Origin of the sequence: Streptomyces sp. YGL11-2, from assembly GCF_050054615.1 — a bacterium.
Lineage (GTDB): Bacteria > Actinomycetota > Actinomycetes > Streptomycetales > Streptomycetaceae > Streptomyces.
This window is the reverse complement of sequence record NZ_JBNHIN010000006.1, coordinates 109,794-134,074: the sequence shown is the minus strand read 5'-3', so window position 1 is coordinate 134,074 and position 24,281 is coordinate 109,794. Positions and strand designations below refer to the sequence as shown.

At 73.0% G+C, this 24,281-nt stretch carries 19 protein-coding genes and 2 pseudogenes; 5 read left to right on the top strand and 16 right to left on the bottom strand.

The features are described 5' to 3' along the window. Positions 1-13 precede the first annotated feature (13 nt). The 7 genes from ACO1BR_RS09650 to bldG form a co-directional block, all read right to left on the bottom strand. Positions 14-418, bottom strand: a complete 405-nt coding sequence (locus tag ACO1BR_RS09650; RefSeq protein ID WP_426794610.1) for a hypothetical protein — start codon at positions 416-418, stop codon at positions 14-16. A gap of 308 nt (positions 419-726) precedes the next feature. Beyond that, on the bottom strand, positions 727-2,268 hold the full coding sequence (locus ACO1BR_RS09645) for a DUF7059 domain-containing protein (RefSeq protein ID WP_426794609.1): 1,542 nt from the start codon (positions 2,266-2,268) through the stop codon (positions 727-729). A gap of 105 nt (positions 2,269-2,373) precedes the next feature. Beyond that, positions 2,374-2,958 carry a small secreted protein gene (locus ACO1BR_RS09640; protein ID WP_426794608.1) on the bottom strand — a complete coding sequence of 195 codons (585 nt, stop codon included), beginning with the start codon at positions 2,956-2,958 and terminating at the stop codon, positions 2,374-2,376. Between the two features lie 216 nt (positions 2,959-3,174). Beyond that, complete coding sequence (locus ACO1BR_RS09635) at positions 3,175-5,583, bottom strand: sodium-translocating pyrophosphatase (RefSeq protein ID WP_426794607.1); 2,409 nt, start codon at positions 5,581-5,583, stop codon at positions 3,175-3,177. Positions 5,584-5,952: 369 nt separating this feature from the next. After that, positions 5,953-6,138 carry a hypothetical protein gene (locus ACO1BR_RS09630; RefSeq protein WP_426794606.1) on the bottom strand — a complete coding sequence of 62 codons (186 nt, stop codon included), beginning with the start codon at positions 6,136-6,138 and terminating at the stop codon, positions 5,953-5,955. Between the two features lie 90 nt (positions 6,139-6,228). Continuing rightward, positions 6,229-6,660 (bottom strand): ATP-binding protein, encoded by a 432-nt coding sequence (locus ACO1BR_RS09625; RefSeq protein ID WP_426794605.1) that lies wholly within the window; start codon positions 6,658-6,660, stop codon positions 6,229-6,231. Between the two features lie 111 nt (positions 6,661-6,771). Beyond that, a complete protein-coding gene (gene bldG, locus ACO1BR_RS09620) occupies positions 6,772-7,113 on the bottom strand; it encodes an anti-sigma factor antagonist BldG (RefSeq protein ID WP_004571875.1) in 342 nt (113 codons plus the stop codon). Between the two features lie 161 nt (positions 7,114-7,274). Between bldG and ACO1BR_RS09615 the strand changes: the two genes are divergently transcribed. Then, a complete protein-coding gene (locus ACO1BR_RS09615; RefSeq protein ID WP_426794604.1) occupies positions 7,275-9,635 on the top strand; it encodes a DEAD/DEAH box helicase in 2,361 nt (786 codons plus the stop codon). Between the two features lie 117 nt (positions 9,636-9,752). Here the strand turns inward: ACO1BR_RS09615 and ACO1BR_RS09610 are convergent. The 7 genes and pseudogenes from ACO1BR_RS09610 to ssd form a co-directional block, all read right to left on the bottom strand. Then, positions 9,753-10,073 (bottom strand): annotated as a pseudogene (locus ACO1BR_RS09610) (Rv3654c family TadE-like protein); the annotation flags it as partial. After that, complete coding sequence (locus ACO1BR_RS09605) at positions 10,051-10,467, bottom strand: TadE family type IV pilus minor pilin (protein ID WP_426794603.1); 417 nt, start codon at positions 10,465-10,467, stop codon at positions 10,051-10,053. The gene ACO1BR_RS09605 and the pseudogene ACO1BR_RS09610, both read right to left, overlap by 23 nt. Then, positions 10,454-10,642, bottom strand: a complete 189-nt coding sequence (locus ACO1BR_RS09600) for a DUF4244 domain-containing protein (RefSeq protein WP_159508885.1) — start codon at positions 10,640-10,642, stop codon at positions 10,454-10,456. Before ACO1BR_RS09600 ends, ACO1BR_RS09605 begins: the two co-directional genes overlap by 14 nt. Before the next feature lie 77 nt (positions 10,643-10,719). Next, positions 10,720-11,544 carry a type II secretion system F family protein gene (locus tag ACO1BR_RS09595; RefSeq protein ID WP_426794602.1) on the bottom strand — a complete coding sequence of 275 codons (825 nt, stop codon included), beginning with the start codon at positions 11,542-11,544 and terminating at the stop codon, positions 10,720-10,722. Positions 11,545-11,591: 47 nt separating this feature from the next. Beyond that, the gene (locus ACO1BR_RS09590; protein WP_426794717.1) at positions 11,592-12,461 is read right to left on the bottom strand and encodes a type II secretion system F family protein; all 870 of its coding nucleotides are present in this window, start codon (positions 12,459-12,461) and stop codon (positions 11,592-11,594) included. A gap of 56 nt (positions 12,462-12,517) precedes the next feature. Then, entirely contained in the window at positions 12,518-13,675 is a 1,158-nt protein-coding gene (locus ACO1BR_RS09585; protein WP_426794601.1) for a TadA family conjugal transfer-associated ATPase, read from the bottom strand. Between the two features lie 193 nt (positions 13,676-13,868). After that, complete coding sequence (gene ssd / locus ACO1BR_RS09580) at positions 13,869-15,044, bottom strand: septum site-determining protein Ssd (protein ID WP_426794600.1); 1,176 nt, start codon at positions 15,042-15,044, stop codon at positions 13,869-13,871. A gap of 458 nt (positions 15,045-15,502) precedes the next feature. On the opposite strand from ssd, the gene ACO1BR_RS09575 reads away from it, so the two are divergent. Continuing rightward, positions 15,503-16,435 carry an HAD family hydrolase gene (locus ACO1BR_RS09575; RefSeq protein ID WP_426794599.1) on the top strand — a complete coding sequence of 311 codons (933 nt, stop codon included), beginning with the start codon at positions 15,503-15,505 and terminating at the stop codon, positions 16,433-16,435. Positions 16,436-16,708: 273 nt separating this feature from the next. Here ACO1BR_RS09575 and ACO1BR_RS09570 read toward each other — a convergent pair whose 3' ends face one another. Next, positions 16,709-17,566 carry an oxidoreductase gene (locus ACO1BR_RS09570; protein ID WP_426794598.1) on the bottom strand — a complete coding sequence of 286 codons (858 nt, stop codon included), beginning with the start codon at positions 17,564-17,566 and terminating at the stop codon, positions 16,709-16,711. A 101-nt stretch (positions 17,567-17,667) separates the two neighbouring features. Between ACO1BR_RS09570 and ACO1BR_RS09565 the strand changes: the two genes are divergently transcribed. After that, positions 17,668-18,654, top strand: coding sequence for an ATP-binding protein (locus ACO1BR_RS09565; RefSeq protein WP_426794597.1), 987 nt, complete (start codon positions 17,668-17,670; stop codon positions 18,652-18,654). A 43-nt stretch (positions 18,655-18,697) separates the two neighbouring features. Here the strand turns inward: ACO1BR_RS09565 and ACO1BR_RS09560 are convergent. After that, positions 18,698-19,397: pseudogene (locus ACO1BR_RS09560) on the bottom strand (hypothetical protein); the annotation flags it as partial. Between the two features lie 324 nt (positions 19,398-19,721). Here ACO1BR_RS09560 and ACO1BR_RS09555 point away from each other — a divergent pair. Both ACO1BR_RS09555 and acs read left to right on the top strand, forming a co-directional pair. Further along, on the top strand, positions 19,722-22,040 hold the full coding sequence (locus ACO1BR_RS09555; protein ID WP_426794596.1) for a SulP family inorganic anion transporter: 2,319 nt from the start codon (positions 19,722-19,724) through the stop codon (positions 22,038-22,040). Between the two features lie 216 nt (positions 22,041-22,256). Then, the gene (gene acs, locus ACO1BR_RS09550; protein WP_426794595.1) at positions 22,257-24,224 is read left to right on the top strand and encodes an acetate--CoA ligase; all 1,968 of its coding nucleotides are present in this window, start codon (positions 22,257-22,259) and stop codon (positions 24,222-24,224) included. Positions 24,225-24,281: the final 57 nt, after the last annotated feature.

Here is a 24,281-nt window from a genome sequence, read left to right as displayed (position 1 = left end):
GAGCCCGCCTCGGTCAGCGAACGGTGACCTTCACCACCGGCGAGACGGCGCTGCCGGCCGCGATACGCAGCTGGTTGACGCCCTTGATACCGAGCTTCACGCGTATCGAGTAGCCGCCCTTGGCGTTGATCGGCGCCTGGGCCGGCAGCGACACCCACTTCTTGCCCTGCTTCTGCTGGACCGTGACCTTGGTGCCCGCCTTGACGCCCTTGGCGACACCGCTGATCCGGAACTGCTGCCACGCCTTGACCGTCGTCACGCTGGCCTTGGCCGTCAGCGTCGCCGCCGCGGGCGCCGTGGCGACGATCGGCGCCGACGTGTGGACGACCTGCGGCGCGGCCATGGCGACGGCCGAACCTCCGGCGAACAGCGCGACGGTGGCCAGGGCGACTCCGGTGTAGCGAAGCGTACGGTTCATGTCGGATTCCTCACTGATGGGCCAATGAGCCTGTTGGTGACCTTCCTTCAGGAATACGGCGAACCTCGGGCGGAGGTTCCCATTCCGCTCCGAAATCGGCCCACTTCGCCGGATCTGGCCGAATCCGAACGACCGCCCCCGGCAAGACAGTTGCCCCAGCCGCGCCACATCCCGGGCAGGCCGCCCCGTCGCGAGGACGCCCGCCTCCGTACGGGCAGCCCGGCGCCCTCGTACGGCACGTCGTACGGCGCCCGCGCGAACTTCCCCCGAACGGCGCCCTGTTCGCCGCGCGCGGCCCGCGTCCCGGCTCAGCTCACCGGCTCCAGGAACCCCTGCTCGATCAGCATCCGGATCGCGCTCGGCGTACGGTCCCGCAGCAGCACCGGGTCCTCACCGACGAGCTGGGCGATGGCGTCCAGGATCCGCCCTGCCGGCAGCGAGCCGTCGCACACCCCGGCGAAGCCCGCGCCGACCGTGTCCACCTTCGTCGCCCGCCGCATACCGCGGTTCTGACGGAGCACCACATGCTCCGGGTCCTCCGCGCCCGGCAGCCCGACCTGCTCCTGCACCACCTCGTCGGCCAGCCGGAAGTGCCCGGCCAGCAGCGCCGCGTCGTCCGTGGCCCGCAGATAGTCCTGCCGGTCGAAGTGCCGCAGCACCGCGTCCCCCAGCGGCTGTTCCACCGGATGCGGCCATTCCTCGACCGTGATGGACGGGTCCTGGGCACCGGACTTGCGCAGCGTGATCCAGCCGAAGCCGACGGCCTTGGTCTTGCGCGCCTCGAATTCGTCGAGCCAGGCGTCGTACCGCGCGGCGTACGCGTCCTCGCCGGTGCGGTGGTCGCCGGCGTCCCGCAGCCACAGCTCGGCGTACTGGGTGATGTCCTGCACCTCGCGCTGCACGATCCAGGCGTCGCACCCCCGGGGCACCCAGGAGCGCAACCGGTCCTGCCACTCCTCGCCCGCCACATGCTCCCAGTTGGCCAGCAGCTGGCAGTACCCGCCGTCGTTGAGATGCGCGGCGGCCTGCTGGACGAGGGTGCGGCACAGGTCGTCGCCGCCCATACCGCCGTCCCGGTAGGTGAGCCGGGCCCCCTCGGGACGGACCGGGGAGATCACGAACGGCGGGTTGGAGACGATCAGGTCGAAGCTCTCCTCGCCGACCGGCTCGAAGAGCGACCCCTCCCGCAGGTCGGCCGGCCGCGCCCCGGAGAGCGCCAGCGTCAGCGCGGCGATCCGCAGCGCCCGGGGGTTGAGGTCGGTGGCGGTGACCCGCGTGGCGTGCTGGGCGGCGTGCAGCGCCTGGATGCCGGAGCCCGTACCGAGGTCGAGCGCCTTGGCGACGGGGCGGCGCGCGGTGATCCCGGCGAGGGTCGTGGACGCCCCGCCGACACCGAGCACCAGCTGGGCGCGGTCGCCCTCCCCGTCGCCCCGGATGCCGCCGGCGCCGCCGACCGCGCAGCCCAGGTCGGAGACGATCCACCAGTCCTGCCCTTCGGGACCGCCGTACGGCCGCACGTCCACCGTGGCGCGCAGCCGGTCGCCGTCCCGCACCAGCCAGCCGTCGGCGAGGCAGTCGGCCACCGGCAGCGCCGCCCGGACCCGCGCCTCGGGCACCGGACGCTGCAACAGGAACAGCCGCACCAGGGTCTCCAGCGGGCCGTCGCCGCGGGTCGCCCGCAGCGCGGGGACGGTCTCGCTGCGGGCCAGCGCGGCATACGCGGGCGCGCCGAGCAGGTCCAGCAGCCCGTCGGCGGTGAAGGCGGCGGCCAGCAGCGCCTCGCGCAGCCGGCTCGTACGGGCACTGCTGTCGGGGTCCTGGTCATCTGCGGTGGGGAGGTGCGTCGTCACCCGTCCATTGTCGGTGCTGCCACCGACAATCGGCGACGGCCCGGCGCCACACCCCTCTCGGGCGCGTCGCCGGGCCGCCGCCCGAACCCGCTCAGGAATCCCGCACTACGCGCTCTTGGACGGCGCGGCGGACGGCGAACCGGACGCGCCCTGGTTCTGGCAGCCCTTCTGCTTGGCCATCGCCTTGCCCACGTCGCCGGCCTCCAGCTTCTTGAACGCCTGCTCGCTCTGCGCGTTGAGCTTGTTGATCCCGTCGGAGAGGTTGCGCAGCCCGTCCGCGAACTTCAGCTTGTCCGAGGTGTCCAGGCCGTCGACCTGCTTCTTGAGGGCGGCGTATCCCGTGGAGAGGGAGTTGAGTTCCTTGACCGCGTTCTTCTGCGCGTCGGCACCGCCGTCGCTGGGCGGCGCCCCCGCCTTGTCGAGCGACGCGGCCAGCGCGGCGTACGCCTGCGAGATCTGCCCGAACGCCTTCGAGTCGGTCTGCTGGACCTTCTTGGAGTCGGTGTTGCCGGTGTCGGCCGTCTGCATGGCCGCGTTGGCGTCCTGGATCTGCTTGAACGGAGCCTGCGCGGGGTCGCAGAACGACTTCGCCCAGTCGTCGAGCTTCTTGCTGTTGTCGCTGCTGCAACCGGTCAGCGCGAGCAGGAGTGCGGCACCGCCGGACAGTGCAGCCACAAGCTTCTTGTTCACCGGATTGGTCCCTTCCATGGCTCTCGGCCCCGGAACATACACGGCCAAACGGCCTGGTCGATGGGACGGGCATCTCCTCCGGCCCGCATTGCAGCCATTTGCACCAAGGACGGCGGGGCCGGCCGGGCGCACCGCGGGCGGGTGTCCGGCGCGCACAAAAAGCGCCGTCCACCCGCCCGTTGAGCGGTCGTCAGGCCGTTTCGCCGGCCGCTCCTCTCAGGACGCCACAGCCGTTTCGGTTGACTTCGCGACGCCTCCGGAGTCCTTCGAGTTGTTGTCTTCATCACCTACGGCGATACCGCGCCGCTTGGAGATGTAGACCGCGCCGACGATGACCGTGAGGGCCAGCGCGGCGGCCGCGGCCCGGATGCCGAGGCTCTTGTCATGGCCGTACGAGAACTTCACCACGGCCGGCGCGATCAGCAGCGCGACCAGGTTCATGACCTTCAGCAGCGGGTTGATCGCCGGGCCCGCGGTGTCCTTGAACGGGTCGCCGATGGTGTCCCCGATGACCGTCGCGGCATGCGCCTCGCTCCCCTTGCCGCCGTGGTGGCCGTCCTCGACCAGCTTCTTGGCGTTGTCCCACGCGCCACCGGAGTTGGCGAGGAACACCGCCATCAGCGTGCCGGTGCCGATCGCGCCCGCCAGGAACGAGCCGAGCGCCCCGACGCCGAGCGAGAAGCCGACCGCGATGGGCGTCAGCACCGCCAGCAGCCCTGGCGTGGCCAGTTCGCGCAACGCGTCCTTGGTGCAGATGTCGACGACCCGCCCGTACTCGGGCTTCTCGGTGTAGTCCATGATCCCGGGCCGCTCCCGGAACTGCCGGCGCACCTCGAAGACCACCGCCCCCGCGGACCGCGACACCGCGTTGATCGCCAGCCCGGAGAACAGGAAGACGACCGAGGCCCCCAGGACCAGCCCCACCAGGTTGTTGGGCTGCGAGATGTCCAGGCTCAGCCCCATCCCGCCGGCCGCATGGCCGATGTCCCGTACGGCGTTGGCGATCGCGTCCCGGTACGAGCCGAACAGCGCGGAGGCCGCCAGCACCGCCGTCGCGATGGCGATCCCCTTGGTGATGGCCTTGGTGGTGTTGCCCACCGCGTCCAGGTCGGTCAGCACCTTCGCGCCGTCCCCGGTGACGTCACCGGACATCTCGGCGATGCCCTGCGCGTTGTCGGAGACCGGGCCGAAGGTGTCCATCGCGACGATCACGCCGACGGTCGTCAGCAGACCGGTCCCGGCCAGCGCCACCGCGAACAGCGCCAGCGTGATCGAGGCGCCGCCCAGCAGGAACGCCCCGTAGACGGCCAGCGCGATCAGCACCGCCGAGTAGACCGCCGACTCCAGGCCGATCGAGATACCGGAGAGCACGACGGTGGCCGGCCCGGTCAGCGAGGTCTTCCCGATGTCCTGGACGGGCCGCCGGTTGGTCTCGGTGAAGTAGCCGGTCAGCTGCTGGATCAGCGCGGCCAGCACGATCCCGATGGCGACCGCGACCATGGCCAGCATCCGCGGATCGCCGCTGCGGCCCAGGATCTCCGGGTCGCTGACGCCGCCGAGGTCCTTGTAGCTGGACGGCAGGTACGTGAACACCGCGGCGGCCACCAGGGCCAGCGAGATGCCCGCGGAGATGAAGAAGCCGCGGTTGATGGCCGTCATACCGCTGCGGTCCCGGCGCCGGGGCGCCACGACGAAGATCCCGACCATCGCGGTCAGCACACCGATGGCGGGCACCAGCAGCGGGAACGCGAGCCCGGCGTCGCCGAAGGCCGCGGTGCCCAGGATGAGCGCGGCGACCAGGGTCACGGCGTACGACTCGAAGAGGTCGGCGGCCATACCGGCGCAGTCGCCGACGTTGTCGCCGACGTTGTCCGCGATGGTGGCGGCGTTGCGCGGGTCGTCCTCGGGGATGCCCTGCTCGACCTTGCCGACGAGGTCGGCGCCGACGTCCGCCGCCTTGGTGAAGATGCCGCCGCCGACCCTCATGAACATCGCGATCAGCGCGGCACCGAGGCCGAAGCCCTCCAGCACCTTGGGCGCGTCCACCGCGTACACGAGCACCACGCAGGAAGCGCCGAGCAGGCCGAGTCCCACGGTGAACATGCCGACGACGCCGCCCGTACGGAAAGCGATCTTCATCGCCTTGTGGGAGACGGCCGTAAGATCCTTTTCCCGGGAATCGCCGTCGTCCGGAGTCGCCTCCCTGGCCGCAGCCGCCACACGCACATTACTGCGCACCGCGAGCCACATGCCGATATAGCCGGTGGCCGCCGAGAATCCGGCCCCGATCAGGAAGAAGGCGCTGCGTCCGGCGCGCTGCGTCCAATTGTCCGCAGGCAGCAACATGAGCAGGAAGAACACCACGACGGCGAATACGCCAAGGGTCCGCAACTGCCGGGCCAGGTAGGCGTTTGCGCCTTCCTGGACGGCCGCCGCGATCTTCTTCATGCTGTCGGTTCCCTCGCCGGCCGCGAGCACTTGGCGGACCAGCACCGCGGCGACGGCCAGCGCGGCAAGGGCGACGACGGCGATCACCAGGACGATGTCGCGATTGCCCGCCGTGAGCGACGGTGCGGCCAGAGATGAGGGGAAGTCCAGCAACTGAGGGGTATGAGGCCCCGCCATTCGTCCTCCTTGACGTTATGGCACATGGGCGCGCGGAAGCACGCTCAGGCGTCCTGAGCAAGATGTGGACGGATTGTAGGGAGCCCCGGTTGATCAAAACAGGGCGCCTCAAAGGGAATTCGCCTGCTCCGGGGAAGATCAAAAGGCTGGCGGTTCGCCGAATTCGCCCGCACGGGGGAAACCAGCGAATTCGCTGACCCCTGACCGATGATCTCACTTTCCTACCGATTACCGCTGCTCAACGACACTGCACTGCCAGGAGAGTTGACTGTGGCCGCCGTGAAACCGGAGGAAATCGAGCCGTCGCCCCGCCGCCGTACGGCCGGCACGCGGCCCGTGCGCCACCCGTCGAAACACGGTGATGAGTCGTCAGATCACGTCCGGATCGCACCGCTCCCGACCGACCCGGGGCTCCCCGACGGCCGACCGCGGCTCACGGGACAGGAAGCGCTGAGATGCCCGGCCGAGGGCGCGCAGGATCAGCGGCGCCACGCTCTCGGGAACCGGCACGAGCACGATCAGGGACGGCCCCAGCGGATTCCCGAAGTCGTCCACGCAGCGACGCGTGCCGCACCGGCCGCGCGGAGGGCCGGCTGGTCCCCGCCTCCGTCCGCCCGGCGCTCCCCCGGGCTGCGCACGGCCGCCCTACGGCAGGACCGGAGCCGGGTTCGCGGGCCAGCTCATACGGATCAGCCCGCCGCCCTCGCCGGAGGTCACCTCGACGTCGTCGACCAGCCCGCTGATGACCGCGAGGCCCATCTCGTCCTCGCCCTCGACGTCGGCTTCCGCGGCGCCCTCGGCTTCGGCACCGCCCGCCCCACCGGGGCCGGACACCCCGTCGCCCACCTCGATCGAGAACTTCTTCTCGTCCTCGATCAGCACGACCCGCACGGGATCCTCGATGCCATGGCTTTCGTGCAGCCCCACGGCCCGGCTGCACGCCTCGCCCACGGCGAGCCGCACCTCGTCCAGCACGGCCTCGTCCACCCCCGCCCGCCGTGCCACGGCAGCCGCGACCAGACGCGCGGTCCGGACGTGCTCGGGAAGGGCGCTGAAGCGAAGTTCGACGGTGGCCATGCCATCCCCCTAGTGATGCGGGCGTGCGACGCAGGGGGCCGGACTGGTGTGCCCGGAACCCCCCACACTTCTTCCACCCCCGCGCCATGGGCGCGGGGGACCGGCGAACCGTCAGTCAGTGGCTGCGACGGCTTCGTCGACCGAGGTGTGAATCGGAAACACCTTGGTCAGACCGGTGATACGGAAGATCTTGAGAATGCGCTCCTGGTTGCAGACCAGGCGCAGCGAACCCTCATGGGCACGCACCCGCTTCAGCCCGCCCACCAGGACGCCGAGCCCTGTGGAGTCGAGGAAGTCGACACGTTCCATGTCCACCACGAGGTGGTAGCTTCCGTCGTTCACAAGCTCGACCAGCTGCTCCCGCAGCTTGGGCGCGGTGTATACATCAATCTCGCCACCGACCTCGACGACCGTACGGTCGCCAACGGTCCGGGTCGACAGGGACAGGTCCACGGATCCTCCAGCACCTTGCTATCGAGCGGTCGCCCCCCTGGGGCCTCCCCACCGAAGGTAGGGGCGGATCGGCAGCCGCGATGGCATTCAATCACTTACCAGCAGGCGTGCACGACGCCTTGTGAGCATTGTCCGTCACTCCGGTGACACACTCGGTGCCAATGGCCTCCAATCGACTCCCGCCGGATCCGGGCGCGCGCACTTCCCCAGGCATGATTCTCGACCGTCTCGCCCGGGGCGCGACCCGCGCTGCGCGCATCACTCATACGGAGCACTTGCCCCCGCGCATCGGCAGCCATGCCGACTGGCCGGCACAGATCCGGCCGGAAGTGATCGACGCCATCCGTTCGGCCGGAATCGATCGCCCCTGGGCCCACCAGGCACGGACATCCGAACACGCACTACGCGGCGAATCCGTCGTGGTCGCCACCGGCACCGCCTCCGGCAAGTCCCTGGCATACCTCGCGCCGGTCCTCTCCACGCTCCTGGACGGCTCAGAGGCGCCGAACGGCAGGGGGACCACGGCCCTGTACCTGGCGCCCACCAAGGCCCTCGCGGCCGACCAGCGGCGCGCCGTACGCGAGCTGGCCGCCCCGCTCGGCACCGCCGTCCGGCCCGCGGTCTACGACGGTGACACCCCGGTCGAGGAACGCGAGTGGGTCCGCCAGTACGCCAACTACGTCCTGACCAACCCGGACATGCTGCACAGTGGCATCCTCCCGGCCCACCCCCGCTGGTCCTCCTTCCTGCGCGCGCTGCGCTACGTCGTCATCGACGAATGCCACACCTACCGCGGTGTCTTCGGCTCCCACGTCGCCCAGGTCGTCCGCCGGCTGCGCCGGATCTGCGCCCGCTACGGCTCCGAGCCGGTCTTCCTGCTGGCCTCCGCCACCGCCGCGGAACCGGCGCAGGCCGCCTCCCGGCTCACCGGTCTGCCCGTGGCGGAAATCACGCAGGACACCTCGCCGCGCGGCGAGTTGGTCTTCGCTCTCTGGGAGCCGCCACTGACCGAACTGCACGGCGAGCAGGGCGCGCCGGTCCGCCGCACCGCCACCGCCGAGACCGCCGATCTGCTCACAGACCTCGCCATCCAGGGCGTGCGCACCGTCGCGTTCGTACGCTCCCGGCGCGGCGCCGAGCTGATCGCCCTCATCGCGCAGGAGCGGCTCGCGGAGGTGGACCGCTCGCTGCCCGGGCGGGTCGCCGCCTACCGGGGCGGCTATCTGCCCGAGGAGCGCCGGGCCCTCGAACGCGCCCTGCACAGCGGCGAACTCCTCGGCCTGGCCGCCACCACCGCGCTCGAACTGGGCGTGGACGTCTCCGGCCTGGACGCCGTGGTCATCGCGGGCTATCCGGGCACCCGGGCGTCGCTGTGGCAGCAGGCCGGCCGGGCGGGCCGCTCCGGGCAGGGCGCGCTGGCTGTCCTGGTGGCCCGCGACGACCCGCTGGACACCTATCTCGTCCACCACCCCGAGGCGCTCTTCGACCAGCCCGTCGAATCGACGGTGCTGGACCCCGACAACCCGTACGTCCTCGCCCCGCACCTCTGCGCCGCCGCCTCCGAACTCCCGCTCACCGAGGCCGACTTCCCGCTCTTCGGACCGGAGACCGCCGGGCTGCTGCCGCAGCTGGAGGCGGCGAGCCTGCTGCGCCGGCGCACCACGGCCTGGCACTGGACGCGCCGCGAGCGAGCCGCCGACCTCACCGACATCCGCGGCCAGGGCGGCTCGCCCGTCCAGGTCGTCGAGGCCGGCACCGGGCGGCTGCTGGGCACCGTCGACGCCGCCGCCGCGCACACCACCGTCCACGACGGCGCGGTCCACCTCCACCAGGGCCGCAGCTATCTCGTCCGGCACCTCGACCTGGAGGACGACGTCGCCCTCGTCGAACAGGCCGACCCGCCCTATTCCACGACCGCCCGGGACACCACCGCGATCTCCGTCCTGGAGACCGACACGGAGGTCCCCTGGGGCGACGCCCGGCTGTGCTTCGGCTCCGTCGAGGTCACCAATCAGGTCGTCTCCTTCCTGCGCCGCAAACTGATCACCGGGGAGGTCCTCGGCGAGACCAAGCTCGACCTGCCGCCCCGTACGCTGCGCACCCGCGCCGTGTGGTGGACGGTCACCGAGGACCAGCTCGACGCCGCCCGGGTCAATCCCGAGCAGCTGGGAGGCGCCCTGCATGCCGCCGAACACGCCTCCATCGGCATGCTGCCGCTCTTCGCGACCTGCGACCGCTGGGACATCGGCGGCGTCTCCGTGCCCCTCCACCCGGACACCCTGCTGCCGACGGTCTTCGTCTACGACGGCCACCCCGGCGGCGCCGGCTTCGCCGAGCGCGCCTTCCACACTGCCGCCGCCTGGCTCACCGCCACCCGTAGCGCCATCGCGGCCTGCGAATGCGAGGCCGGCTGCCCGTCCTGCATCCAGTCCCCCAAGTGCGGCAACGGAAACGACCCGCTCCACAAACGGGGCGCCGTCCGGCTCCTGGGGGAGCTGCTGCGGGGCGCGCCGAAGGCGTAGGGCCGGTCCGGCGGGTGCGCGCGGCGCGGGGCGGGCCCGGCCGCTCAGCGTACGGAATCCGACCCGCGGGCCGCGGGCGCCCGCCGGCCCCGCCACGTCCCCGGCGGGGCCCGCCCGTGCCCGTACCCGTGAGGTGAGCGGGCGACTGCCGGCCTCGGCCGTGACATCGGCGATCAGCGCGGCCACCGAGCACCGCACCAGGCGGGTGTGCTGCCCGGACGCCACCCGGCGGGCCGCCGCACAGGCCGCCTCCGGGCCCCACGGCGCCCGGTCGGCGGCGGCCAGCGCCGCCAGATCCGCGGCACCACCCGCCCGGTGCCGGGCCGTGACGGCCTGGCCGGCGGCCATCAGCGCCGCGAAGACCGCGCAGAGCGCCGCCGCCGCGAAGACCGTCCACACCGTCGCGGACCCCTCGTCACCGCACCGTGTCCTCCGCAAGAGCCACCGCCTCCCCGCCGACCCGCACCGTCATCCGGCCCACCCCCGGCAGGCCGGCCTCGACCCGTACGCGCACCAGGTCGCCCTCCCGCGCCACCGCGATCCGCGCGCCCTTGGGAGCCGCGCCGCGCGCCGTCGCAAGGACCCGCGCCGGCGGCTCCGACCGCGCCGCCGCCCGCGCCCCGGCCCGGGCGGCGTCCACACAGGCGATACGGGCACAGGCCGCCATCAGTCCCCAGATCAGCGCCGCCGCGACCGCCACCAGCACCGGCAGCACCACGGCCGCCTCCGCCGTCACGAACCCGGCATCCGGCGCCCTCCGCCCGCCGGCTCGGCCCGGGCCCGCGCGGGGACCGCGGGCCGGCCCACAACTCCGGCTCTCAGAACGGCGCATCGAGCGCCCTCTGGACCACCGACCGCAGCATCGACATCACCTGACCACTCGTCAGGATCTTGTAGAGCACCGCCGCGAACGCACACGCCGCGAGCGTCCCCACGGCGTACTCCGCGGTGCTCATCCCGCGATCCCGCCCGGCCGCGCGCACCCGCGCCCACCACCGTCGAAACATCTCAACCTCCTTGACACAGCCTGAACTTGAACTCGTCTTCCCTTGCCGGCCGCGGGGCCCTGGCACTCCCGCGCCGTTCAGTCGCGCCCCAGCAGCCCGCCCGCCAGCCCGATCAGCACCGGCGCCACACCGAGCACCAGGAACGCCGGCAGAAAGCACCCCGACAGCGGGAGGGTGACCAGCACCCCCGCCCGCCGGGCCCGTGCGGTCGCCGCCCTGCCCCGCTCGGCGCGGAGCCCGGCCGCGACACGGGACGCCGACTCGACGGCCGGGGCACCGGATATCCCGGCGCGCGCCAGGCACCGCGCCAGTCCGGCGGCTCCTGGGAGGGCGGCCAGTCGGGGCCATACGGCGGCCGGTTCACCGCCCAGACGCAGTTCCGCCGCGATCTGGCGCAGTCGCTCCGCCACGGTCCCCTCCAGCGACCGGCCCACCACCTCGGCCGCCTCCCGCGGCCCGGCCCCGGCCGCCAGACAGGCCGCCAGCAGATCGCCGGCCGTGGCCAGTTCGGCGCCGACCCCGACCGCCGCCGTCTGGCCGGCCGCCGCAGCGCGCTGCCGGACCAGCCAGCGGTACGCTCCCCACCCGACGGCGAGTCCCACAACGAGACCGGCCACCCCGCCCAGGAGGACGGCAACGAGACCGGCCGCCCCCAGGGGCCCGCCCCACTCCCTCAGCCGACCGCCGCACCGACCTCCCTGCCGCGCCGCCGCCATTCCCCTGTTTCGGCCTCTGACGGCCGCCCACCGCCCGCGGACACCGGCCGCCCTGCCGTACCGTCCGCCGCGCACCGCGCCCAGCACGGCCGGCACCCGCCGCCGTACGGCGCGCCCGCGCTGCGCCGCCCGCACCAGCGGAACCGACCGCGCCACGGCCGTCACCGCCATCACAGTCGCCGCCACTATCCCCACCCTGTGGACAACTTCCAGGTTCACCGCACCCACCCCGCTCACTCCCCCACCTCCGCCGCATCCGCAACGATCCGGGCCGTCCAGGCCACCCCGCCCCACTCCAGAAGCCCGCCGGTCACCAGACACCCCCAGCCGGCCGGGGTGTGCAGCAGCACCCCGAGCGGATCGGCGCCGAGGGCGCCGCCCATCAGGAGCCCGCCCGCCGGCAGCAGCGCGAGCATCAGCGCCGTGGCCCGCGGCCCCGCCAACTGGGCGCGCAGCTCCTCGCGTTGGTCCCGCCGCACGCCGAGCCCGGCCGCGATCCGCTCCAGCCCGCCGGCCAGTCCGGCGCCGCCCTCCACGGCCACCTGCCAGCACGCCGCCATACCGGTCAGCCCCTCGGCACCCGGCAGCCGCGCCGCCGCACGCAGCGCCGCGGGCACGTCGCCCCCGTACCGCGCCGCCGCACGCACCACCGCCCCCGCCTCTCCCAGCCCCGGCTCCTCCGTCCCCGCCACGACCAGGGCCCGGTCCGGCTGCTGCCCGGCCCGCAGCTCCCCCGCCACCGCCGTGCACAGCGCGATCACCGCCGCCGCCCGACGGTCCGCCCGCCGCCGTCTCCCCCGCGCGGCCAGCCACCGCCGTACGACGGCCACGCCCGCCACCGACGCCACCGCCGGCAGCACCGACCGCCCCAGCAGCCCCAGCCCGATCCCCGCCGGCAGGCACCAGAGCTCCGCCCCGACCGCGACCCCGCGACCGAGCCGCCACCGCCGCCCCGCCGCCCCGTCGACCACCCGCCCCGCCCACCATGCGCGCCACCGCGCCGGCCACCGCGCCGCTGCCGGGTCGGACACCACCGCTCCACCGCCGAGCACCGCGGCCGCCCTCCTCCGCAACACCGCGTCCCGCCGGCAGCCGGCGGCCATCCTGGCCGCGGCCCCGGCACACAGCACGGTGGCCACCACCGGCACCACCCCTGCCCTCAGCACCCCTCGCCACCCCTCTCGCACAGCCGCGTCAACCGCCCCCAGCCGCGCGCCTCCTGGAACCCGTCCGGACTCCAGACCGCGGCCGGTACGGTCACCACGAAGCCGTCACGATCCCGCTCCAGGACATGGACCTCGGCGATCCGCCGCCGCCCGGCCCGGTCCCGTACGAGATGCAGCACGACGGACAGCGCAGCCGCCAGCTGGCTGTGCAGCGCCGCCCGGTCCAGCCCGGCGGTCGACCCCAGCGCCTCCAGCCGGGCCGGGACATCGCACGCGGCATTGGCGTGGACCGTCCCGCAACCCCCCTCGTGTCCCGTATTGAGCGCCGCCAGCAGATCGGTCACCTCGGGGCCGCGCACCTCGCCGACCACCAGCCGGTCCGGGCGCATCCGCAGCGCCTGCCGCACGAGATCCCGCAGGGTGACCCGACCGACGCCCTCCTGATTGGCGGGCCGGGTCTCCAGCCGCACCACATGGGGATGATCCGGCCGCAGCTCCGCCGAGTCCTCGGCCAGCACAATCCGCTCGGCCGGGCCGACCAGCCCGAGCAGCGTGCTGAGCAGGGTGGTCTTGCCGGAGCCCGTACCCCCGCTGACCAGGAACGACAGCCGGGCCGCAAGCAGCGCCGCCAGCAGCCGCTCGCCGCCGGGAGGAACCGTCCCGGCCGCCACCAGCTCCGGGAGCGCGAAGGCCCGGGGCCGCAGCACCCGCAGGGACAGGCACGTCCCGGCGACCGCCACCGGGGGCAGCACGGCGTGCAGCCGGGTGCCGTCCGGGAGCCGGGCGTCCACCCACGGCCGGGCGTCGTCCAGCCGCCGCCCGGCGACCGCCGCCAGCCGCTGGGCCAGTCGGCGCACCTCGGCCGCGTCCCGGAACCGGACGTCCGTACGCTCCAGTCCGCCGCCCCGGTCCACCCACACCGCGTCCGGCGCGGTCACCAGCACATCCGTCACATCAGGCGCGGCCAGCAGCGGCTCCAGCGGCCCGCTGCCCACCATCTCCGACCGCAACGCGCCCACCACGCCCAGCACTTCGGCGTCCCCCAGGAGCCGCCCCGCCTCGCGCAGCGCCACCGCCACCCGGGCCGGCGTCGCCTCCGCCCCGGCTTCGGCGAGCCGCCGGCGCACCACCTCCAGCAGTTCCTGGCTCATACGAGGACACCGCCCCCGCCGGCGACCCCGAGCCATCCGGCGCCCAACGCACCGACGGCGCCCCGGCCCCTACGGCACCACCACCCCGCACCGCACCAGAGCCCGTCCCGCCACCAGCCCCCGAACCGGCACCCGACCGGGGCACCACCGGCTCCCGCCGGCCGCCACCACACCGCACCGCGCACCCACCGCCTCATACCGGCACACCCCCCTGCTCTCCGCAGGGCCCCGCGCCCCTCCTGGCCGCCGCCCCCGCGTCCCCGACGTCGCCGCCCCGCACCCGCCCCCAGAACCCGGCGCAGAACCGCGCCAGCGGCCCCCGCGCGTCCGCCCCCGGCACCGCACCACGCGCCAGGTCCTCCACCACCCCGTCCTCCCAGGGCAGTTCACCCGCCAGCGGCAGCCTCATCAGCCGCGCGACCTCCGCCGCCGGCAGCCCGCCGCCGTACTGGAGCCCGGGAGCCCCGCAAGCCACCACCCGCACATCGCGGAGCACCATCCGCACCCCGTCGGCCACCCGCCGCGCCGCCGCCACCGCGCGCAGCTCCGCGGGAACCAGCAGCAGCCCCAGGTCCACCTGGGCCAGCGCCTCCGCCGCCGTCTCGTCGACCCGGCGCGGCAGGTCCACGACCACGGCCCCGCCCCGCCGCCGCGCGGCGGCCAGCACCGCGCGCATCGCCGCGGGCGGGATGGCGACCTCGGCGCCCCGATCCCAGCTGAGAACCCGCAGGGAGTGCATCCGCGGCAGCGACTCCGCCAGCGCGCCGCCCGCCACCCGGCCGCGCGATTCGGCGAACGCGGGCCACCGCAGCCCCTTCTCCTTCTCGCCGCCCAGCAGGACGTCGATCCCGCCGCCCAGCGGATCGCCGTCCACGAGCAGGGTCCGCTCCCCCGTGCGGGCGGCCGTGACCGCCAGCGCACCGGCCAGCGTGCTCGCCCCGGCGCCGCCGCGCCCTCCGATGACGCCGACCGTCAGGGCGGGCGGCCCCACCCCCTCGACCGCGTCGGCGATCCGGTCCACCAGCCAGCGCTCGCCCTCAGGGAGCGCCAGCACCCGCTCCGCCCCGATGGCCACGGCCTGGCGCAGCAGCGCGGTGTCGTCCGCGTCCCGGCCGACGAGGATGACGCCCGCGCGGCGCCCGACGCCGGATAACCGGGCGGCGCAGTCCGCACCGACGATCACCAGCCGCGCGCATTCCCCGCCCGCTTTACCGACCGGAAGGCCGGGCCCCACTTCGGGCAACGCACCGGCCGCCGCGCACAGCCGCAGAAGGTCGTCGAGGAGCTGTTCGTCCTCGGTGATCAGCAGCGGCCCGTCCCGCTCTTCACCGCTTCGCACCGGCTGGTCGGAAGTAGATGATCCGGACACGTTCTGTCCCCCTATCGCTACACAACTCACACCTCCGCGAACTCCGCGGGCTTTTACGGTGCAGCGATCGGGAAATCTCCGTGGATCTTGACCCAAAACTGTGGACAACTCCGCGGTTGTGAATATCCCCGTCACCTATTCCAGCGACGGACGGAGCCTTCTGGGGCGCGCGAGAAGCCTCCGCTGAGCAGTCTGACGACTACGCTGGGTGATGGCGTATGCATGACAAGCGATGCCGGGGGGCTATGCCCGTACAGACGGTGGTTCGGGGGCTCACGGCGCAAAATGCGTCCGGACATGCGACGACCCCCGCCGGGGGGGAGAGCGGGGGTCGTCCCCACGGCCGACTCGGGGGGGGAGGAGCCGGACCGGGTTAGCACGGTCGCGAACGATCCGTGACTTCCATGGTGTACCCGAGAGCCTTCTCAGGCAAACCCACGCGCCACACCTTACGCCGAATGGTGGGCGCCTATGCTCGCCCCGTGGAAAACCACTCCGTGCCTCACTCGACTCCCCGTACTGCCGCGTTCTTCGACTTGGACAAGACCGTCATTGCAAAGTCGAGCACGCTGACCTTCAGCAAGTCGTTCTACCAAGGCGGCCTGATCAATCGGCGGGCCGTACTGCGCACCGCGTACGCCCAGTTCGTGTTCCTCGCGGGCGGCGCGGATCACGACCAGATGGAGCGGATGCGCGAATATCTCTCCTCGCTGTGCCGCGGTTGGGATGTGGCACAGGTCCGGGAGATCGTCGCCGAAACACTGCACGATCTCATCGACCCGATCATTTATGACGAAGCGGCCTCGCTCATCGAGGAACACCACGCGGCCGGGCGGGACGTCGTGATCGTCTCGACCTCCGGCGCCGAGGTGGTCGAGCCAATCGGCGAACTCCTGGGCGCCGACCGGGTCGTGGCCACCAGGATGGTCGTCGGCGAGGACGGCCGCTTCACCGGAGAGGTGGAGTACTACGCCTACGGCCCCACGAAGGCGGAGGCCGTCCGGGAGCTGGCCGCCTCCGAGGGATACGACCTGCGGCGCTGCTACGCGTACAGCGACTCGGTGACCGACGTGCCGATGCTGGAGACCGTCGGCCACCCCTGTGCGGTCAACCCGGACCGGGCGCTGCGCCGCGAGGCGGTCGCCCGCGGCTGGCCGGTGCGCACCTTCAGCCGGCCGGTCCCGCTCAAGCAGCGGCTGCCGTCGCTGTCGATGCCCTCGCGGCCGGTGCTCGCCGCCGTCGCCGCGGTGGGCGCGGCCGCCGCGACCGCGACCCTGGTCTGGTACGCGAACCGGCGCAATACCGGAAAGAAACGCCTTGCCGTAATGCCCGTATTTGTGAGCAAACGTAAAGATCTGGGGGCTGGGGTTCCGCTTACTCCACATGAGTAGTACAAAGGACGTAACGGCCCGCGAGACCAAGGACATCCGAGAGGAACACCTTTACCGCATCAAGGCCCACGGACCGACGCATGAATGTCGAGCACCCACGCGACGCCGACCCGTCGATTACGGGCCAGCCGCACCAGGTAACCGGACGACGATTCCGACCTGATGGGCAAATATCGTGCACGCTTGGTAACTCGGCAGACGTGCCAGCGGCGGTACCTCAGGGTTGGTACCGCCGCAACCCTTGTCAGGAGCCCTGACCCGCGTGAGCCGCGCTTACGCCGCGCCGCGCTGCAGCGCCTCGCAGACGGCGGTGCTCTCCCGTACGCCCAGCTCGACCGCGCGCCCGCAGTGCGCGATCCACTCCGCGACGCCCTCCGGCGTGCCCGAGGCGTATCCCTGGAGGGCCGCCGCGTAGGCCGCGCTCCCCTGTTCGGCGTGGCCGACCTCCGCCGAGCAAATGGCCTTCAGGTCCAGTCCGCTGCCGACCAGCACGACGCGCTGCGCCGCCCGCGCGACCAGCCCGTTGTACGAACCGAAGGGCCGCAGCGCCAGCAGTTCGCCGTGCACCACCGCGGCGGTCACCAGGGCCGGCGCCTCGGTGCCCGCCAGCAGCAGCCGCGCCAGCCCGTCCAGCCGCCCGGCGACCTCGTCGGCGTCCGGCAGCGCCAGCTCGACCAGCGGCTCGTCCACCGGCTCGGCGCCCAGCCGGGGCCGGCCCACGGTCTCGTCCGCCGCGCCACCGCCGGCCGCGACCAGATGGAGCCGTGCCAGCACCCGCAGCGGCGACTGCCGCCACACGCTCAGCAGCTGGCCCGCCTCGGCGGTCAGCCGCAGCGCCGCACCCACCGTCCACGGCTCGCCCGGCACACCGAAGTCGGTGCGTCGCCGGACCTCTTCGAGCGCCCAGTCGGCCCCCGAGAGCGCCGCGGAGGCGCGGGCTCCGCGCAGCGCCGCCTCGGCGGTGATCTCGGTGCTGCGGCGCCGCATGATCCGGTGCCCGTAGACGCGGTCGACGGCCTTGCGTACAGAGTCCACGGCGTCGGTCACACCAGGGAGCGTCGCCAGCGCCGCGAGCGGATCGGCGCTCGCCTTCGGGGGTTCGGGGGGCGTCCCCCCGGAGATTCCAGCCATGAGGACGACCCTACGCACCACCAGGCCGGACCCCTCGAAGGAGTGGTCTTCTTCACGTAAACCTCTCGCGGAGAGCTATCTCGCACCTACGCTTGGTGAACATGAAGATCGCTTTCGTAGGCAAGGGCGGCAGCGGCAAGACCACGCTGTCCTCGCTGTTCATCCGGCAGCTGGCCGCGGCCCGGGTCCCCGTCGTCGCGGTGGACGCCGACATCAATCAGCATCTGGGCGTCGCGCTCGGCCTGGACGAGGCGGAGGCCGCCGCGCTGCCCGCGATGGGCGCTCATCTCCCGCTGATCAAGGACTACTTGCGCGGTGCCAACCCCCGGATCCCGTCCACCGAGACGATGATCAAGACGACGCCGCCCGGCGAGGGCTCGCGGCTGCTGCGGATCTGCGAGGACAACCCCGTCTACGACGCCTGCGCCCGCACCGTGGCCCTCGATGACGGAGCCGTGCGCCTGCTGGCCACCGGCCCGTTCACCGAGTCCGACCTGGGCGTCGCCTGCTACCACTCCAAGGTCGGCGCGGTCGAGCTGTGCCTGAACCACCTCGTGGACGGCCGCGCGGAGTACGTCGTGGTCGACATGACCGCCGGATCGGACTCCTTCGCCTCCGGGATGTTCACCCGCTTCGACATGACGTTCCTGGTCGCCGAGTCGACCCGTAAGGGCGTCGCCGTCTACCGCCAGTACAAGGAGTACGCCCAGGACTTCGGCGTCCCGCTGAAGGTGGTGGGCAACAAGGTCCAGGGCCCCGACGACCTGGCGTTCCTGCGCGCCGAGGTGGGCGACGACCTGCTGGTGAGCGTCGGGCACTCCGACTGGGTGCGCGCCGTGGAGAAGGGCCGCCCGGCCCCCTTCGCGCTGCTGGAGGAGGCCAACCGCCGTGCCCTGGAGGCGCTGCACGACGCCGCCGACGCGTCCTACGAGGGCCGCGACTGGGAGCGCTACACGCGCCAGATGGTGCACTTCCACCTGAAGAACGCGGAGAGCTGGGGCAACGCCAGGACCGGCGCCGACCTGGCCGCCCAGGTCGACCCCGCCTTCGTGCTCTTCGAGGGGACGGCTACCCCGCAACCGGCCTGACCGGGGCCGCCTGCTCCGGGCCGGGCGCCTCGCGGGGATCGGAGAGGAAGTCGTAGTCCATCGAGAGCGTCTCGAAGTCGCGGCCGGGGAACGGTATCTCCTGCAACGGGAAGTCCCCGATGCCGTCGATCCGCCGCGGCCAGGTCCGCAGGCCGCCCGCCGAGCCGGCGTCATGGCGGAAGCCCATCTCCTTGGCCGCGGGCATGAGGTTGGGCTGCCCTTCCAACCAGGGCGCGCGGCCCCCCACCAGCAGCTCCCTGGCGTAGTCGTACGGGAGCGGCGGCGCGTGCCGGAGGCCGGAGTTGGTCTTCCGGTTCCGGACGAACGACACGGCCTGTTCGATCTCGCTCCGCCACTTCTCCGGCGTCCATCTGCCGACGCCCCCGGTAGACGCCGCCGAGGAAGTACGTCATCGTCGCGGCGTACCTGCCGACGGCCCGGAAGTGCGAGAACAGCTTCTGCCCGTCCTCCCCCGCCCCGTCCCAGGAGAAGACCACCAACTGCGGTGGATTCCGGCCCGGCTTGAGGCGCTGGGGACGCGGCTGGTGCGGCTGCGCCCCGGTGTACGCGGTCGACCCGTCGCCTATGAGGCGGACCGTACGGGCCGGGGTTCCGGGCGGCTCGGCCCGGCCCTTTCCGGTGCCCTGCGGCGGCCCTCCCTGGGCCGCCCCGGATCAGCCGGCTATCGCCGCCAGCACCACCGCGACCGCGAGGCGTGCGGTCGCCTTCGATATGGCTGCCATCAGCCGCCTCATTCCTGGCGCCGGGCGCACCTTCCGGGTGATTTATAGGAAAAATCACGCCTAAATTCCTATATGCGCTGACAAACGAGCAAAGCGGCAAGACAGTCGTCACCCTATTCACTCGATAGACGGAAGGGCTGACTCGTATGCCCGAAATGGGGGCTCGGAGGCTTTACGCTCCATTACGATTCATTTACCGATGCTTGAGAGTCACCGGACCGTCGCCCATCGCGACGTCCGCCGGCCGGCTCGCGTCCCGCCGCAGTACACCGCCGCCCCACGCTCGCGCCCCTGCGCGAGCGCGCCGCCCCGGAGGAGACGGGAATGTCGCAGATCCAGAAGTCACCGCCGCCGCAGGGGACCGGGATCCCTCCCGGGCCCGGCACGCCCACCGGGCCCGGCCCCCGCCCGAAAGGAGCCCGGCGCGCGGCCTGGCGCGGCGACCTCTCCGCCTCCGCCGTCGTCTTCCTGCTCGCCGTCCCGCTGTCGCTGGGCATCGCCCTGGCCACCGGCGCCCCGCTCCAGGCCGGCCTGGTCGCCGCGGCGGTCGGCGGGATCGTCGCGGGCCTGCTCGGCGGCGCCCCGCTCCAGGTGACCGGCGCGGCCACCGGCCTCCTGGTGGTCACCGCCGATCTCGTCCAGCGCTACGGCTGGCGCGCCACCTGCGCGATCACGGCCCTGGCCGGCCTCGCCCAACTCGCCCTGGGGGCAGTACGGGTGGCCCGCGCCGCCCTGGCGATCAGCCCGGCGATCGTGCACGGCATGCTCGCCGGCATCGGCGTCACCATCGCCGTCGGACAGCTCCATGTGGTGCTCGGCGGCAGCCCGGACGGCTCGGCCGTCGACAACGCCGCGGCGCTGCCCGGCCAGTTGGCGCATCCGCATGCCGTCGCGGCGGCGGTCGGCGCCGTCACGGTCGCCGTGCTGGCCGGCTGGCCACGGCTGCCGGGCCGCGCCGGGCGCTGGGCGCGGCGGCTGCCCGCCCCACTGGCCGCGGTGCTGGCCGCGACCGCGGTCGGCGCGGGGGCGGCGGTCCCGCGGGTCCAGCTGCCGTCCTGGCGGCTGCCCGAGCTGCCGGTGCTGCCGGACGCGTCCGTGGCGGGCGTCGCCGCGGCGGTCCTGACCGTCACCCTCGTCGCCAGTGTGGAATCGCTGCTGTCCGCGGTGGCCGTGGACCGGCTCGCCGCCGAACGGCCCGGGGCCCCGGCGGGACGGCTGCGGCTCAACCGCGAGCTGGTCGGCCAGGGGGTGGCCAACATCGTCTCCGGGCTCGCGGGCGGGCTGCCCGTCTCCGGGGGAGCGATCCGCGGCTCGGCGAATGTGCGGGCCGGTGCGGCCACCCGCCGGGCGACCGTGCTGCACGGCGTCTGGGTGCTGCTCTGCGCGGGCCTGCTGGCCGGCGTGCTGGAGCTGATCCCGCTGGCCGCGCTCGCCGCGCTGGTGATGGTCGTCGGCGTACGGATGGTGAGCTTCGCGCACATCCGGCATGTGCAGCGGCACCGCGAATTCCCGGTGTACGCCGCCACGTTGGGCGCGGTGGTGCTCCTCGGCGTGCTCCAGGGCGTCGTGGCCGGCATCGTCGTCGGGGTCTTCCTGGCACTGCGCCGGCTGACCCACACCCGGGTCGCGGTGACGGAGGAGTCCGGCGGCCACCGGGTACGCGTCAGCGGGCAGTTGACGTTCCTGGCGGTGCCACGGCTGACTAGGGCACTGGCCATGGTGCCGCCGGGCGCGCATGCCGTCGTCGAGCTGTGCGGCTCGTTCATGGACCACGCCGCCTACGAGGCACTCCAGTCCTGGTCGGCCGCCCATCGGGCGAGCGGCGGCCGGGTGAGCCTCGGAGGGCGCTCGGGCCGTCCGGTCGCCGAGCCGGCCGGCGCGCACGCCTGCCACCCGTGGACGCCCTGGCGCAATCACCACTGCACCCGGCCCGCCCCGGACCGTACGGCGCCCCACGAAAGCAGCGGCAGCCAACTACTGGGCGGCATCAGCGCGTTCCAGCGACACACCGCCCCGCTGGTGCGCGAGGAGCTGGCCCGGCTGGCCCGGGAGGGGCAGCGGCCCACCCAGCTCTTCCTGACCTGCGCCGACTCCCGGCTGGTGACGAGCATGATCACATCGAGCGGTCCGGGCGACCTGTTCACCGTCCGCAACATCGGCAATCTGGTGCCGCCGCCCGGCTCGGACGCCTCCTGCGACTCGGTGGGCGCGGCGATCGAGTACGCGGTCGAGGTGCTGCGGGTCGGCTCGATCACCGTCTGCGGGCATTCGGGGTGCGGCGCCATGGCCGCGCTGCTCGACGCCCCGGCGGAGCCGGCCGCGGCGACCCCGCTCACCCGCTGGCTGCGGCACGGCCGCCCGAGCCTGGCCCGTATGGCGCGCATCGGGCGGCTGGGCAGGGGCGAAGTCGCGCTCGTCGAACGGCCGGTGGCCGACGACCAGGAACGGCTGGCGCTGGTCAACGTCCGCCAGCAGCTCGACCACCTCAGGGCGCATCCGTCCGTCGCCCGCCGGATGGCGGAGGGCTCGCTCACGCTGCACGGCATGTACTTCCATGTCGCCGAGGCCCAGGCGTACGTGCTCGACGGGCCCGGCGGGTGGTTCCGCGCGGTCGGCGCCGATGTGCAGATGGCCCGGGTCTGACCCGTAGGACGGCCTGCTGCCCCGAGGCCCGGCCCGGGGCGGCGCCGGGCCTCGGGCGCCCCGTCTCGCCGGGGTCCACACGCCGCCGAGTGACGCTGTACCCGACGCGTCGTTAGTGCCAGGATCGATGGGGGTTGACCAACCTCCGCTTGATCATTGAGCATTTGACCTATCGGCCTATTGGTCTACACCACTGCGTCCTCGGGAGCCGTCGACATGGACAAGCGTCCTTCCATCTCCAACATGCTCAAGGAGGAGCGGCGGTTCGCGCCGCCCGCCGAGCTGGCCGCGCACGCCAACGTCACGGCCGCCGCGTACGAAGTGGCCGCGGCCGACCGGTTGGGCTTCTGGGCCACGCAGGCCAAGCGTCTGACCTGGGCGACCGAGCCCACCGAGACCCTTGACTGGTCCAACCCGCCCTTCGCGAAGTGGTTCGCCGACGGCAAGCTCAACGTCGCCTACAACTGTGTGGACCGCCATGTGGAGAACGGTCTGGGCGACCGGGTCGCGATCCACTTCGAGGGCGAGCCGGGCGACACCCGCACGATCACCTACGCCGAGCTCCAGAGCGAGGTGTGCAAGGCCGCCAACGCGCTGACCGCCCTGGGAGTGCGCAGCGGCGACCGGGTCGCCATCTACCTGCCGATGATCCCGGAGGCGGTCGTCGCCATGCTGGCCTGCGCCCGGCTGGGCGCCCCGCACTCCGTCGTCTTCGGCGGCTTCTCCGCGGACGCGCTGGCCACCCGCATCCAGGACGCCGACGCCCGTGTGGTGATCACCGCCGACGGCGGCTACCGCCGCGGCAAGCCGTCCGCCCTCAAGCCGGCCGTCGACGAGGCGCTGACCCGGCCCGGCACGGAGGACGTCCGCAGCGTCCTGGTCGTGCGCCGCACGGGCCAGCAGGACATCGGCTGGACCGACGGCCGGGACGTGTGGTGGCACGAGTTCGTCGACCGGCAGAGCGACCGGCACACCCCCGAGGCGTTCGACGCCGAGCACCCGCTGTTCATCCTCTACACCTCCGGGACGACGGGTAAGCCCAAGGGCATCCTGCACACCACCGGCGGCTACCTGACCCAGGTCGCCTACACCCACCACGCGGTCTTCGACCTCAAGCCGGAGACCGACGTCTACTGGTGCACCGCCGACGTCGGCTGGGTGACCGGCCACTCGTACATCACCTACGGACCGCTGGCCAACGGCGCGACCGAGGTGCTCTACGAGGGCACCCCGGACAGCCCGCACCAGGGCCGCTGGTGGGAGATCGTCCAGAAGTACGGCGTGACGATCCTGTACACCGCGCCGACCGCGATCCGCGCCTGCATGAAGTGGGGCGACGACATCCCGGCGAAGTTCGACCTGTCCTCGCTGCGCGTCCTGGGGTCGGTGGGCGAGCCGATCAACCCCGAGGCGTGGATGTGGTACCGCAAGCACATCGGGGCGGACGCGGCGCCGATCGTGGACACCTGGTGGCAGACCGAGACCGGCGCGATGATGCTCAGCCCGCTGCCGGGCGTGACGCACACCAAGCCCGGCTCGGCCCAGGTGCCGCTGCCCGGTATCGCGGCGACGGTCGTCGACGACGACGCCAACGAGGTCCCGGACGGCTCCGGCGGCTATCTCGTGCTGACCGAGCCGTGGCCGTCGATGCTGCGCACCATCTGGGGCGACGACGAGCGCTACCTGGACACGTACTGGTCCCGCTTCGCCGGCAAGTACTTCGCCGGGGACGGCGCGAAGAAGGACGAGGACGGCGACATCTGGCTGCTCGGCCGGGTGGACGACGTGATGCTGGTGTCCGGCCACAACATCTCCACCACCGAGGTGGAGTCCGCGCTGGTCGCGCACCCGAAGGTGGCCGAGGCCGCGGTGGTCGGCGCCACCGACCCGCAGACCACCCAGGCCATCTGCGCCTTCGTCATCCTGCGCGGCGGCGCGTCGGAGGACGAGGGCCTGGTCGACGAGCTGCGCGCGCACGTCGCCCGGCAGCTCGGGCCGATCGCCAAGCCCAAGCGGATCCTGCCGGTCGCGGAGCTGCCCAAGACCCGCTCGGGCAAGATCATGCGGCGGCTGCTGCGCGATGTCGCCGAGAACCGCGACCTGGGCGATGTCACCACGCTCACCGACTCCTCCGTCATGGACCTGATCCAGGCGAAGCTGCCGAGCGCGGCAAGCGAAGACTGAGCTGCCTGACGCGCGCAGCCGCAGCGCTCACGGAGGGGGCACCGGCCGTCGCGGCCG

Bases quoted from the DNA above. Each gene is read 5' to 3' on its own strand.
- ACO1BR_RS09650 (WP_426794610.1), bottom strand. From the start codon at position 418: ATGAACCGTACGCTTCGCTACACCGGAGTCGCCCTGGCCACCGTCGCG.
- ACO1BR_RS09635 (WP_426794607.1), bottom strand. From the start codon at position 5,583: ATGGCGGGGCCTCATACCCCTCAGTTGCTGGACTTCCCCTCATCTCTG.
- ACO1BR_RS09625 (WP_426794605.1), bottom strand. From the start codon at position 6,660: ATGGCCACCGTCGAACTTCGCTTCAGCGCCCTTCCCGAGCACGTCCGG.
- ACO1BR_RS09615 (WP_426794604.1), top strand. From the start codon at position 7,275: ATGGCCTCCAATCGACTCCCGCCGGATCCGGGCGCGCGCACTTCCCCA.
- ACO1BR_RS09605 (WP_426794603.1), bottom strand. From the start codon at position 10,467: ATGCGCCGTTCTGAGAGCCGGAGTTGTGGGCCGGCCCGCGGTCCCCGC.
- ACO1BR_RS09600 (WP_159508885.1), bottom strand. From the start codon at position 10,642: ATGTTTCGACGGTGGTGGGCGCGGGTGCGCGCGGCCGGGCGGGATCGC.
- ACO1BR_RS09590 (WP_426794717.1), bottom strand. From the start codon at position 12,461: ATGGCCGCCGGCTGCCGGCGGGACGCGGTGTTGCGGAGGAGGGCGGCC.
- ACO1BR_RS09585 (WP_426794601.1), bottom strand. From the start codon at position 13,675: ATGAGCCAGGAACTGCTGGAGGTGGTGCGCCGGCGGCTCGCCGAAGCC.
- ACO1BR_RS09575 (WP_426794599.1), top strand. From the start codon at position 15,503: ATGGTGGGCGCCTATGCTCGCCCCGTGGAAAACCACTCCGTGCCTCAC.
- ACO1BR_RS09570 (WP_426794598.1), bottom strand. From the start codon at position 17,566: ATGGCTGGAATCTCCGGGGGGACGCCCCCCGAACCCCCGAAGGCGAGC.
- ACO1BR_RS09565 (WP_426794597.1), top strand. From the start codon at position 17,668: ATGAAGATCGCTTTCGTAGGCAAGGGCGGCAGCGGCAAGACCACGCTG.
- ACO1BR_RS09555 (WP_426794596.1), top strand. From the start codon at position 19,722: ATGTCGCAGATCCAGAAGTCACCGCCGCCGCAGGGGACCGGGATCCCT.
- acs (WP_426794595.1), top strand. From the start codon at position 22,257: ATGGACAAGCGTCCTTCCATCTCCAACATGCTCAAGGAGGAGCGGCGG.